This window comes from Muribaculum sp. (assembly GCF_029051885.1).
Lineage (GTDB): Bacteria > Bacteroidota > Bacteroidia > Bacteroidales > Muribaculaceae > Muribaculum.
In genome coordinates this window covers 1-12,129 of the sequence record NZ_JAIDKI010000200.1, presented here as the reverse complement: position 1 = coordinate 12,129, position 12,129 = coordinate 1, and the positions used below count along the sequence as shown (strand labels likewise).

Annotated in this window: 12 protein-coding genes and 1 tRNA gene; 6 read left to right on the top strand and 7 right to left on the bottom strand. The window is 48.0% G+C overall.

What is annotated here, in order from left to right; all coding sequences use genetic code 11:
- Nucleotides 1-289 precede the first annotated feature (289 nt).
- From bioB to K2I50_RS08395, 4 genes are all read left to right on the top strand, one after another.
- Nucleotides 290-1,147, top strand: a complete 858-nt coding sequence (bioB, locus tag K2I50_RS08410; RefSeq protein WP_367279098.1) for a biotin synthase BioB — start codon at nucleotides 290-292, stop codon at nucleotides 1,145-1,147.
- A 157-nt stretch (nucleotides 1,148-1,304) separates the two neighbouring features.
- A complete protein-coding gene (gene cysK / locus K2I50_RS08405) occupies nucleotides 1,305-2,255 on the top strand; it encodes a cysteine synthase A (RefSeq protein ID WP_301025886.1) in 951 nt (316 codons plus the stop codon).
- 40 nt (nucleotides 2,256-2,295) lie between these two features.
- Nucleotides 2,296-2,946, top strand: a complete 651-nt coding sequence (locus K2I50_RS08400) for a response regulator transcription factor (RefSeq protein ID WP_301025885.1) — start codon at nucleotides 2,296-2,298, stop codon at nucleotides 2,944-2,946.
- A gap of 304 nt (nucleotides 2,947-3,250) precedes the next feature.
- Nucleotides 3,251-3,436 carry a hypothetical protein gene (locus K2I50_RS08395; protein WP_068959959.1) on the top strand — a complete coding sequence of 62 codons (186 nt, stop codon included), beginning with the start codon at nucleotides 3,251-3,253 and terminating at the stop codon, nucleotides 3,434-3,436.
- Between the two features lie 140 nt (nucleotides 3,437-3,576).
- Here K2I50_RS08395 and K2I50_RS08390 read toward each other — a convergent pair whose 3' ends face one another.
- A complete protein-coding gene (locus K2I50_RS08390; protein WP_301025884.1) occupies nucleotides 3,577-3,849 on the bottom strand; it encodes a hypothetical protein in 273 nt (90 codons plus the stop codon).
- A 45-nt stretch (nucleotides 3,850-3,894) separates the two neighbouring features.
- On the opposite strand from K2I50_RS08390, the gene K2I50_RS08385 reads away from it, so the two are divergent.
- Together K2I50_RS08385 and K2I50_RS08380 are read left to right on the top strand one after the other, a co-directional pair.
- Nucleotides 3,895-5,151: a histidine phosphatase family protein gene (locus K2I50_RS08385; protein WP_301025883.1), complete on the top strand. Its 1,257-nt coding sequence runs from the start codon at nucleotides 3,895-3,897 to the stop codon at nucleotides 5,149-5,151.
- A 369-nt stretch (nucleotides 5,152-5,520) separates the two neighbouring features.
- Nucleotides 5,521-5,593: transfer RNA gene (locus K2I50_RS08380), tRNA-Lys, on the top strand.
- A gap of 277 nt (nucleotides 5,594-5,870) precedes the next feature.
- Here the strand turns inward: K2I50_RS08380 and K2I50_RS08375 are convergent.
- The 6 genes from K2I50_RS08375 to K2I50_RS08350 all read right to left on the bottom strand — a co-directional run.
- Nucleotides 5,871-6,227, bottom strand: a complete 357-nt coding sequence (locus K2I50_RS08375; protein WP_301025882.1) for a hypothetical protein — start codon at nucleotides 6,225-6,227, stop codon at nucleotides 5,871-5,873.
- 919 nt (nucleotides 6,228-7,146) lie between these two features.
- Entirely contained in the window at nucleotides 7,147-9,630 is a 2,484-nt protein-coding gene (locus tag K2I50_RS08370; protein ID WP_526022972.1) for a virulence-associated E family protein, read from the bottom strand.
- A gap of 180 nt (nucleotides 9,631-9,810) precedes the next feature.
- Nucleotides 9,811-9,972 (bottom strand): hypothetical protein, encoded by a 162-nt coding sequence (locus tag K2I50_RS08365; RefSeq protein ID WP_301025880.1) that lies wholly within the window; start codon nucleotides 9,970-9,972, stop codon nucleotides 9,811-9,813.
- Between the two features lie 147 nt (nucleotides 9,973-10,119).
- The gene (locus tag K2I50_RS08360; protein ID WP_301025879.1) at nucleotides 10,120-10,437 is read right to left on the bottom strand and encodes a helix-turn-helix domain-containing protein; all 318 of its coding nucleotides are present in this window, start codon (nucleotides 10,435-10,437) and stop codon (nucleotides 10,120-10,122) included.
- Nucleotides 10,438-10,540: 103 nt separating this feature from the next.
- The gene (locus tag K2I50_RS08355) at nucleotides 10,541-11,074 is read right to left on the bottom strand and encodes a hypothetical protein (RefSeq protein ID WP_301025878.1); all 534 of its coding nucleotides are present in this window, start codon (nucleotides 11,072-11,074) and stop codon (nucleotides 10,541-10,543) included.
- Nucleotides 11,075-11,077: 3 nt separating this feature from the next.
- Nucleotides 11,078-12,129 (bottom strand): site-specific integrase (locus K2I50_RS08350; RefSeq protein ID WP_301025877.1); only part of this gene is annotated, 1,052 nt, incomplete at its 5' end.

Sequence of the window (12,129 nt, the reverse complement as noted above, 5' to 3'; positions counted from 1 at the left end):
CCAGGGTCGTATAGCTTGAGACGATTTTCGACATGTGACGAAGGAGTGTACTTTATGTACACGACTGAGGAACAGGGTGAAAAGCGGCCAAGATATACGAAGCAACCGGTAATTTTATAATTCCTCAATCTCTTGCTGAATTTGAAATAAATACAAAAATATATCAACGATATTAAACAAATTACCTCCAGTCGGTCAATCGCCGGCATCTTTCCGCCTGCTCTTCGGTCGTTATGGAACCCCATAACTCCCTCATCACAAGCGAAAATCTGCTCGACGATTAACCGCCCTGACGGTAACATTTATTATTAAACAAGCTCTTAATCCGTGTAGCATCATCAACGCCAAAGCAGGCAAGTGTCAAGAGAACTGCAAATGGTGTGCGCAGTCAAGCCATTTTAATACGGGTGCGGCCAACTATGAGGTTGTCTCTCCCGACAAAGTACTCGACCAAGCCCGCAATGACGAGGCCAAAGGAGTCAAACGGTTCTGTCAGGTAACAAGCGGACGTACTCTCAGCAAAGACTCTCTAAAAAGGATATGCGAAAACTATCGTGTGCTCAAGCGTGACACCGCCCTGTTTCTCTGCGGCTCTCTGGGACTGCTTGACCGAGAAAGCCTTCAAGAGCTATGGGACGCGGGTATGCGCCGATATCACTGCAATCTGGAAACAGCACCATCATACTTCAGCCGTCTATGTACCACACACACTATCGACGACAAAATACGCACACTGCGTCATGCCCGCGAAATCGGATTCCAGATATGTAGCGGCGGTATTATTGGAATGGGTGAGAGCATGCACCAACGTGTCGAGCTCGGCATTAAGCTACGTGAGGTGGAACCCGACTCGATACCTGTCAACATTCTTGTACCGGTAAAAGGGACTCCGCTTGCCGAAGCCACACCGATAACCGACCGGGAGATACTTACCACAATCGCCATATTCCGGTTTCTCCATCCTAAAGCCGAATTGCGTTTCGCCGGTGGAAGAGCACGTCTCTCCCGGGAGACACAACTGAAAGCTCTCGCTATCGGTATCAACTCGGCTGTGGTCGGCGATCTGCTCACTACCGTCGGATCAAAAATCGACGATGACATGCATCTCGCATCCGAAGCCGGATATATCGTTGAGGCACATCTCTGACAATGACCGTCGTTGACAAATACCAATTATGTGGTATTGTACAGAATATAATTCATTACTAATTTTGCATGTACGGTATTAAGAAATTATTGTCCTGACAATCCTACAGCGAGGTACTGCAATTTCATACCGTCAGCTTGAAACAAACTAAGAGCTTATGGCAAAGATATATCAAAATCTCACTGAACTTATTGGAAATACCCCACTCCTTGAAATAAAAAACATCGAACAGGCAGAAAATCTAAAAGCACGGCTGCTTGTTAAAATAGAATATTTCAATCCCGGTGGAAGTGTCAAAGACCGTGTGGCACTGTCGATGATTGAAGACGCTGAAAAATCAGGCATACTCGCACCCGGTGCTACTATAATAGAGCCGACAAGCGGCAATACCGGAATCGGACTTGCATGGGTGGCTTCAGTAAAAGGATACAAATTGATTCTTACCATGCCGGAAACCATGAGCCTCGAACGCCAGAACCTGCTTAAGGCTCTTGGCGCGACACTCGTGCTCACTCCCGGAGCGGAAGGTATGAAAGGCGCTATACGAAAAGCAAACGAACTGAAAGAAGAAAATGCAGGCGCCGTGATACTGCAACAGTTTGACAACCCAGCCAATCCGGCAATACATGAGCAGACTACAGCCCGGGAAATATGGGAGGATACTGATGGTGAAATCGATCTCTTCGTGGCAGGTGTAGGCACCGGAGGCACAATCAGCGGTACTGCCACAGGATTGAAAAGACACAATCCGGCAATAGTTGCTGTAGCTGTCGAGCCGGCTTCCTCTGCGGTATTGTCAGGAAGAAATCCCGGCCCACACAAGATACAGGGGATAGGAGCAGGATTCGTGCCCAATAACTTCAACCCGGAAGTAGTGGACCTCATAATGCCTGTAGAGGATAACGACGCGATAAAAGCATCGCGTATGCTTGCTGAAAAAGAGGGTCTTCTCGTAGGAATATCGTCGGGCGCAGCGCTTTATGCCGCTCTGCAACTTGCAAAGAAGGCTGAAAACGAGGGCAAAACCATCGTAGCCCTGCTTCCTGATACAGGAGAGCGTTACCTTTCGACTGTTCTTTACGCTTTTGACGAATATCCTATTGGATAAAATCATGTAGTAAGACTATCTAAACCAATTTCTAAGGTAAATGGCTGATTATGCAAATTTTATATTAGCCGACAATCAGGATATAACCCGTGCAGGGATGCACGGGTATATATCTTTTATATTCAGCAACGCAAGCATTACTGATATCTGTGACAAGCAACACCTTGTGTCCAGACTGTCGGAAGACTCCCACAGCGTTGTGGTGCTTGATTATACTCTGTTTGACATCAACGGCATAGAGGAATTATTGATAATTGTGAGACGCTTTCCATCCGCTCACTGGATATTGTTTTCCAATGAACTTAGCGACAACTTTATGAGGCGTATAAGCGCAGAGTGCAACATAAGCATGATTCTGAAAGAGACATCGGCCGACGAGATACACTGTGCTCTGCGTTGCGCATGTCATGGCGAGCGTTTTATATGCCATCAGATTGCCAATATGCTCATACAGACACCCGAACGCCGCGAGTTATCCAACAATCTTACCCCAACCGAGACTGATATACTCAGACTCATAGCAAAGGGGATGACAGTAAAGGAGATTGCTTCGGAAAGAATATCAAGCATACATACAATCGTGACACACAAAAAAAATATATTCCGGAAACTTGGAATCAACAATGTGTATGAAGCTACCAAATATGCCTTGAGAGCCGGGCTGGTAGAAATCGTCGAGTATTATATATGACAGAGATACGGGTATGATAAAACAATACCATCATACATTCCATCTCAAATTCTAAGAGCTTGCTTGCATTCTATTAACGCATGTGTGATTTCAGATTTTGACAGTGAGTTAATTTTAGTTAACACTTATGATTATGTGTGTACGTTTTAAATAAACATGCTCCCTTTTACACAAAATTATATTAAAAATTTATGCCATACTTTTCTTTTTAGTAAATTTGCACACAAATTCCACATAATAAAGATGTGGACAATCCATTTGTGAAATCAAATTTGTGCTATTAGTAGTTTTAGGCTTATAACTTATGGAAAACTTTGCAAAGAAAAGAGGCGGCCGTCGTCCCGGAGCAGGCCGCAAGAAATCAACAGTGAAGCGCTATGGTTTTAATGCCCCCGCCACAGTGCACGCTGTGCTTCAGCAAGTAGACAGCATTACAGACTTTATTTGCGAGGCTGTTCTCAAACATGGTCAGGACAAGGGCCTTTGCTGAGCACTACACTACAAAAGCCACACCGGCTTCTCCCCTTATTCGGTTAATATTCTATTATCCAAAAGCATTCGGCAATTACAGCTGGATGCTTTTTTCATGCCATCGACATGCCATCCGATTGCCGATGCAAAAAGAACATGTCAAGGATTGAGAATATCAGTATTGCGGAATGCGATTACATTCTGTAGGGCATCGATACGCTGACGGATTGCCTCACTGGGCTCAAGCGACATTGCCCGGTGGAGATCGCCAAGAGCACGGCCAAGATGTCCGGTAGCCAACAATGCCTCACTACGTAGCATATATGGCCATGCTACAGTATTATCATTGTCAATTATCTCACTCGCAGCAACAATTACAGCATCAGGAGCGTTTTTCTTAAGAAGAGCGGCAAGTTCGTCACGGGTCATCATAATTGATCTGAAATTTATTATTATAATTGGCAAATTTACAAAGAAATGTATCGTCAGGCAATTATCTTCATCAACATTCTCCTTATCGCGGCAAGTGCACTTGCCGACAACAGTAGCGGGCCTACCGATTACACATTCAGTGAATGCCGAGGTTCAGCAAACCCGTATCCGGCTCCGAAAGAGCGTATGGGCCTACCCGATTCCCTCTCCGCTATAATGATAAATCATCTCGGGCGCCATGGTGCCCGCTACGAGACATCGGCAAAACGTGCGAAAAAAATTCGCGCCGCTCTTATAAAAGCACAAAAACAAAATACGCTATCCACCAAAGGCGCTTCGATGCTCAATATAGTCAATAATGCTCTTGAGCTATCCAAAGGCAAATGGGGAGCGCTTGACTCGCTTGGAATGGCGGAGCAGCAGGGAATAGCCTCACGCATATACAAGGCATGGCCAATATTGGTCGAAAACCGTCGCATAGAGGCTATCTCATCGTATATACCACGTTGTATAATGAGCATGTACGAGTTCACTCATCACCTGTCAAGCATTGATGACAATGTAGAGATACTGACCTCATCAGGCAAAGTAAACTCGCCTCTAATGCGTCCGTTTGCAATCGATTCGGCATATCTTGATATACGAAAACACGCTCCTTGGGCCGATGCCCTTGATTCATTCTATAAGAAAAATATCCCTCTTGAGCCGGTGTGGCGACTTGTCGGACATAACACATTGAACCAGGATGAAGCCAGACAGTTTGCCATTTCACTCTTCGGATTTTTATGCGGACTCAATGCCTCAGGTATTGACGGAGACTTCCTGGCTGACTTCTATACCATAGAGGAAGCCAACAGAATGTGGGAGTGCCGCAATCTCATGCAGTATCTCGAACGGACAACATCGGTGTACTCATCGATACCGTCGGACATAACACGTGCGTTGCTTGCCGATTTCATAAACACGACCGACGACTTTCTGACCGGCCGTTCCAAAGCATCATTAAATCTAAGATTCGGACATGCTGAAACTGTAATGCCTTTTCTATCGTTAATCCGACTCCCGGGATGCTACTACGTAAGCAAAGACCTTGACAGCGTAGGCCGTCATTGGAAGAATTTCCATGTCACTCCGATGGCCACCAACCTCCAGATGATTATTTGCGTTGCCCCCTCCGGAACACCATATATCAGACTTGACCTGAACGAGCAGCCGGTATGCTTTCCAGGGACAGACAAGTATTATGTTGCATGGGAGCAAGCACGAAAATATTTCAACGCCATACTCAATGCCACAGAATAAGCAACAGCAAAACAATAAAATCAATTGTGCTATTTATATGGCCGAATGATTTTGTACCTACTCAAATACACCTTCAGTATCCATATCAGAGCCCATCCGACAATATAACGTAGCCGAAGCCCCAATAAAGCCGCGTTAAGCACCCTTATGTAATCATCTAAAATTCAACATATTGCAAAATTTATTGAAAAATATCCTGAAAAATATTGCCAAAAAATTTGGACAATACAAAAAAGCTCCTTAACTTTGCATCGCAATTGAGGGAAACACCTCACCAACCAACGAGGCGAACCTTGCAAGAATAAAGATTCAAGCATCCGAAATTGCATCAATCATCGCAGATTATATTAAGCGCATGATTAAAAAAATGACTCCGTAGCTCAGTTGGTAGAGCAAATGACTCTTAATCATTGGGTCGAGAGTTCGAGCCTCTCCGGGGTCACAAGACAAAATCGCAACTACTTAAAAATGAAGTGGTTGCGATTTTTCTTTTGCCGTTTTTGACTACCAAATGACTACCTGTTGAAAAATTAGCAAAAAGGCACCCCGTTTTGCCTACTGTCATTCGGTCGGGGTGCCTGTGCCGGTTTGTTCTTAATTCTTGCTCCGGGCGATGCAAAGATACGGACTTATTCCATCCGACGCAAATCTTTTTGCGATGGTGTCACGTTTCGTTACATCATCTTCGCTGACGTGTTTTGCGATGAGGTCGCGTTTCGCTACATCATCTTCGCTGACGTGTTTTGCGATGAGGTCGCGGCGGGGACAATCCGCGGGGACGGTGTGCCGGTCTCCCGGACATTGTCCAGTGCTTCGATAACCATTTCAAGGGTGGCGAGTGCGTCTGCCGGGCCGTCCCCCGCTCCCTCGCCCTCGCGGACTATTTGCCGCGCAATGGTGAAATAACATGCCGTCAAATCGCGGCGCACTTCGTCAGGGGTGGAGTAAAAGCACACATACTCCAGCAGGGCTGTGAGGTCATAGCGGTTAGCATACTTGACGACGTTCTGCCGCCTGTTGTCTTGTCTCTCTTTATCGGCAAAAACGTCGCCGATGGTTCTTGTCTGTGTTGACACAATACTTTAGGGATATAAAAAGGCCCGTCCTTAGGTGTCCTCGGTGTATTGTGATACCGTGAGGGCGTTTCCGCTGCCTCCACCATGAACGGGCAAATAAGGTTATGACAACCGCTTGGGGCGGCTGCACAATACTTTAGGGACTGCAAATCTACGGCAAAATTCCGGAACTTCCAATTTTTTTAGCGATGAGGCCGACAAGGCCGCAAAAATGGTGACGCGTCGTGTCTGTCGTGGTCACAGCCGCGTTTTTATCGCTGAAATGGTAAAATGCATCACCGAGACCAAAACAAGGCGCAGATACCCCCCGAAAAAGGCAAAAATCGCCGTATCCGTAAAATCTCAACGGTACGCGCTTTGAGAAATACCCGAATTTGCCCGTTTATTTGCGTTCTGTCGCGTTTTTATCACTGAAATGATAAAGTACTAAGCCGAGGGGTGAAAACGCGCTTAGAACGCAAAATAAACGGCATTTTTGAAATATCGGGATTCTCGCGCCGCCTCAACCCTCTTTGACAGTCCCCGACGGCGTGAGCAATACGGGGCATCCGGGGCAAAGGGAAACCGCCCCGTTGTCCTCACGGATTCGGAGCGGTCGGCGATTTTCAATTTAAGCAGCTGTAAACACTGTGCGGAATGTCGGTGACACAAAGTCCTCGCGCATATTATATATAATGCGTTTTTTCGATTTAGGCGATATTAATAAAATACATATTACCTAATTACCATTATACTATTATATATAATATATATTGTGACATTGTGACTTTAGGCTATATCTCTTTTAGATAAAGGGCTTTACGCTGTCACAAAGGTTGTCACAAAGGCTGTCACAATAAAAAGTTTGTGCCAAATGGCTGTCACAAAGGCACAACGGAAAAGACGTTGTGCAGAGTTGTGACAGCCTTTGTTGTGACATTTAAATATCATCCTCATCGGTCTGCGTCGGTTTGCGGACATATCCGCGCTGCCGCCCGTAAAAGGTGAAGTCTATGCGGTCGCATTCGCTCCAGTCGCTTTTGCCTCGCATGTGTGCGTTAAACTTGACGGCCGCAGCCTTGTATCCTTTGTCCTTTGGCAGTAGTCCTGTCCGCTCGCAGAGATACACGACGGCGCATATCTTGTCGCGTCTTACTGTCCCGGCGGTATCGAGCATGTCGCGGTTACGGAAGTATGCCCGGCGTTCCGATTCGTTCCGCGTCTCCCAGTCGGCGGGCAAAAGGGTGTCGAGAAAAGCGTCGATCATGCCGGACATCGGGTCGGCGGCATCCTCGGAGTATTCCCACTGCATTTTTGCCATATATTCGTCGGTGGGCTTCGACACGTTGCAAATGTCCTCCCCGTTGAGGTAGATTTGATATGCCTCGGCCCATATCTGCGGCACCTCGTCGGACAGCCGCGTTATCCATTCGCCCACGTCGCCCGTGCCGTTTACCGGCACTATCCACCACCGGCGGTTGCCCTTGTCGGCCTCTCGCAGAAATGCGGTGTCGTTTGTTGTGGCGGCAAATACATACTGTCGCGGGGCGTCGGTTCTTTTTACGGCATAGGCCGCGCGCCCTCTGTCCTCGTTTCGGGATATATAACCCTTGAACGCCTGCCACTCTGAGCGTGACAGTCCGTTAAGTTCCCCGAGCTCTACAATCCACGCGCCTTGCGTGTCTTCATTTCGTTTCTTGTCTTTGTCAGCCGCGCAAAGTGTATCGCAAAACCAGTCACCGCCGCCCGCGAGCGTACGCAAAAACAAACTTTTGCCTATACCCTGCGGACCCGCGAGCGTCAAAACGTTTTGGAATGCGCAACCGGGGTTGAACACTCGGGCCACTGCCGCAGTAATCCATTTGCGCGTTATCTCTCTGTTGACGGCGTTATCTCTTGCCCCCAAATAGTCAATCAAAAGTGTCTCAACGCGCTTTTTCCCGTCCCACTGCGTCGAGGCGATAAAATCCTTGACCGGGTTAAACCCGCGTTCCCTCGCGGTAGCTTTGAGCATTTCGTCTACCTTTTTAAAATTAACTCTCAGGCCGTATTTCGATTCAATATGCAGGGCGATTTTGCCTAATACCTCGTCATTGGCCTTGCGGCTGCCGTCTGCGGGCATAAGCTGCGGAACGTCGGAGACATCGCGCCGGGCGAATTGGTCGTACCTCACGCGCTTTAAAACCTCATCGTTGAGGATTATTAATTTCAGATTGTTAAGGGTGTTGAGGGTGTTTCCCTTTCGGTCGGTGGCCAGGTCTCCAAGCCAATTGCCCGTGTCGCCCTCCGATTCAATTCCCGCGAAATCGTCCACCGCTGCCTGTGTCTTCTCTTTCATTACGGTTAATTTGGTCTCGGTGTCGGTGATACATAAATCCTGCATAGCAATATAGGAGGGTAATTTGTTGTGAGGCGTTTCGGGCTTTGCCTTGCTGTCGAGCTGCCCGAACCTGTGCAGCCTCACCAGGTCAAAGGCGTTGCAAAGCTGCCCGCTCGCCGGGTCGCTCTCGTGGTGCGAGTATAGAAACTTATCATCGTAGAGTATCGCGCCCCCGCTTGTGCTGCCACCCTTATAGGTGTAGCGGTCGCCCCCGGCGGTGTCGCACGGCTCATAGACATCCGATAAAAATTTCTCCATTGCCTCCGGCATTGTGTAGGTGCGGCAAAACGCGCCTATTATTCCGGGTTTGCCGGTCGGGTCCTGCACTTTGTCGGTTACTGTCCTTACCTCGTCGGCCTCGGCTGCTGAGGTCGGCCACTGTGAGCGGTCGCGCCAATCAGGGTATTTTGAAAGCACCTCATCCACATTCAGCGGCTCGCCCTCCTGCTTACGGTAGAAAAACTCGCCGTCGGCACTTGTCGAAACCCAAAAGAAAAGACGGTTAACTTCGTGCGTGGTGCGGTCAACATACTCCAGTAGCCCGGCATCCTTGCAGAACTTTCGACTAACTGCCTGGTACTCCTCCGGGGTTGTGTCCCGGTCAAACGGTATGACTAAACGCAAACGCGGTTTTTCGGGCGTATGCTTGTGGGTTGAATAGCAAACCGCCGCGCCGGTATATGCTTTTGTGAACCGTTCCCACAAGTCGACGGGGGCGTGGTCTATATCGAGTGTAAGACACGCGCGCAGGGCGATATTAGATTTTGTGCGCCCTGCCGTTTCACAGGTGAGGTGACCGCCAACAAACCCCCCGACGTCCTTAATATCGGTCTGCCTGTCTTTTGACATGTTGAGGTAGTCTGACAATGTTTCGTTGGTGCGCAGGGTCTTGGAGCAGCGCTCCGCGAATGTTTTCCAGTCCCATATTTCATTGACCCATCGCCCGGATTTGCGGGAACCGGCGACGGCTATTTTTATTTGTGGCATAGTGTTTACAGATGTTAAATTTTTATTGTAGTTTCGATTTAAGCGCGTTTGTGACATCGGGCGATTGCTTTATTATTTGGGGCAAAAATCGCCGAAAATCGGGCTAAAAACGTGCAAAAACGATTGTTTTTTGTATTAAAATTTTGCTTAAATTGAAAAAATCGCTCACGCAAAAGCAAAGGTGGGGGCGAGGTTACATTAAGGTCGCACCCCTTTCTAAAAAGTACCCCCCCTCCTTTAGCGATTCTCGCTTACTGTCATCGACCTCATCAGCCAAAAGCAATCAACGGCGAGTTTGCGTACCTGCTTACGGTTCATGCCCTCGGCGTGGATAACGATAAGGTCGCCGACAATACGCACGTGCCGCGCGTCGTTCCTATCCTTTGCGCTCTTCTCCATGTCTTTTGCTTTTGAGGGTTACCGAGGGGTGCACAGTGTAGTCTCGACATGCATATATTGGCGCGTGGCCGCCTCCCCCTACCTTGATTGTTATATCCTCGGGGCGTTTGCCCTGCATGGCCGCGCGTCGTAGTCTCCTTGCGATACTCATATTACGCCTCCTTTCCTGTTTAACATCAACTCAATATCTGAGGCGCGATATAACACCTTTGTGCCAATCTTGACCGGTACTAAATAGCCGATTTTCGCCCACCGCCATAAGGTTGATAATGTCACGTTGAGGGCTTTTGCTGCTGCCTCTCTTGTCATGGTGGGCTGCTCGCGGTGCCGGGCTATCGCCTCGGCTGTCTGCTCCCGGTGGGCGTTCCACATCTCCGACACCGCGCTTTTAAGATCTGCGGCACTTACAACGAGCATAATGCCGGGGTCGCCGGATGAGATTTTGTTAAATAATGCTGTTTCCATATTGTTGTACAATTTAGTTTCGTGCAACAAAGGTAAACACCGCAGTACTGAAAAAGAATCACGATAATTAACTACCGCGAATTATTGATAGTAACAAACAAATCTACATCAATCGATATAACTGATTGAACCGCCGGGATACATTCTCAACGGCAGCAGTAGTTTCGTCGGTATTATCCAGATGATCCCAATAGGTCATATTTGCGCGGAAGGTATCGCTATTGCTCCACAATCTATTATTTGCGCTATTCAGAGACTGCAAAAAGCGTAAGACAGTCGGTCGGTCTAAATTATTCCGGAGTATTCCAGCTTTCACTAATGCCCATGCGAAGAGGGCTATTCTTACGGGCCTCGGCTCTTGTCGTGACAGCACGAAGAAAATTGCCCGCCTTGATTTGTCCGGGTCATATTCTTCGGCAATAACATTCTCAGCGGCGCAGGGCTGCCGCTTCCTGCCTTTCTTCATTTGCCGGTCCGGTTGCGCGTGATCCCATAAAACAAAGCGCAAACCCTCAGCTTCTACCGTGTCATTTTCTTTATTTACTAAATCAGACAGACGCAGTCCCTCCCTAGGTTTTATTTTCCCGGCTCGTACCTGCTCGCATATCCAATATAATATAATTTCGCTCCTGCTCATAGATCACAAAAGATTGATGAGGTCGCGGCGCATATCTTCGTCAATGTCACGGTATCGGGCGAAAGCCTTGCTCCCCTCTTTGTGCCCGGATAGTTTACCCACCAAATTAGGGTCTTTGACTTGCTTGTATAAGTTCCCTACGAATGTGCGCCGGGCAATATGGCTGCTTGCTATTTGGTTAATCGGTCTTTGCTCCTCCTGCCCGGTAGTGGGGTTTAGGACTGTCACGGGACGAGTAATGCCGCAAAGCGTGAAAACGGCCTTTATCGCGTCGTTGTAGCGTTGAGGTGTGATAAACGGGAACAATTTTTTACCGCATCGATATTTTTCCACAAGTGCGGCGGCGACAGGGTGCAGGGGCACCCGGATAACTTCGGGGCGTTCCTCCTTGGTCTTATCGGCTATATATTCAACACCCCCGTTTATGATATTGGCTGCCGTTAACCTCATCAGATCGGAGACGCGACACCCGACATAACAATGAAATATAAATATATCCCGCTGTATCTCCATCCCTTTATCAAATGAAAAATCCCATCCGGCGATAATATCGCGTTCCTCGGCGGTGATGTAATAGGGCGTACCGTATGTGGCTGCCTTTATGGTGAATTTGGCAAAAGGATTGTTATTTGTCAGCCCGTTTTCATTGCACCAGTTGAAGAAAGCCCGGAAACGCTTGAAGGTGTCGCTAATAGTGTTGTCGCCTTTGGGTAGCGGGCGGCGGCTCTTTCTGCCCTTGTGGGTGTCCGCCGGGGCGTCAATATAGATTTGTGGATATTGATCAAACAATTCCGGCTCTGCTCTCAAAAATGCCTCAAACCGCGCTAAATCCTCAATGGTGAGAGTGTCGGGGTTGATTTGGTAACGGCGGTGTTGGGTCTCTTTCATATAGCACTCAAACCGTTTTAGCGAGCGGTAAAGCACCTTGTAATGGTTCGCGCGGGCCGGTGATAGCGGATGCTTATCTAAATACATATTGAGCCAGTCAAATAGGGATTTGGTCGGGGCCTTGCTTTGGTATTTTTCGGGGTGCAGCTTGCGGTCAATCGCTTTTT

What these genes read in the sequence shown, in the direction of transcription:
- K2I50_RS08365 (WP_301025880.1), bottom strand. Translation starts at nt 9,972, where the DNA reads ATGGAGAAGAGCGCAAAGGATAGGAACGACGCGCGGCACGTGCGTATT.
- K2I50_RS08395 (WP_068959959.1), top strand. Translation starts at nt 3,251, where the DNA reads ATGGAAAACTTTGCAAAGAAAAGAGGCGGCCGTCGTCCCGGAGCAGGC.
- cysK (WP_301025886.1), top strand. Translation starts at nt 1,305, where the DNA reads ATGGCAAAGATATATCAAAATCTCACTGAACTTATTGGAAATACCCCA.
- K2I50_RS08355 (WP_301025878.1), bottom strand. Translation starts at nt 11,074, where the DNA reads ATGAGCAGGAGCGAAATTATATTATATTGGATATGCGAGCAGGTACGA.
- K2I50_RS08400 (WP_301025885.1), top strand. Translation starts at nt 2,296, where the DNA reads ATGGCTGATTATGCAAATTTTATATTAGCCGACAATCAGGATATAACC.
- K2I50_RS08360 (WP_301025879.1), bottom strand. Translation starts at nt 10,437, where the DNA reads ATGGAAACAGCATTATTTAACAAAATCTCATCCGGCGACCCCGGCATT.
- K2I50_RS08390 (WP_301025884.1), bottom strand. Translation starts at nt 3,849, where the DNA reads ATGATGACCCGTGACGAACTTGCCGCTCTTCTTAAGAAAAACGCTCCT.
- K2I50_RS08385 (WP_301025883.1), top strand. Translation starts at nt 3,895, where the DNA reads ATGTATCGTCAGGCAATTATCTTCATCAACATTCTCCTTATCGCGGCA.
- K2I50_RS08370 (WP_526022972.1), bottom strand. Translation starts at nt 9,630, where the DNA reads ATGTCACAAACGCGCTTAAATCGAAACTACAATAAAAATTTAACATCT.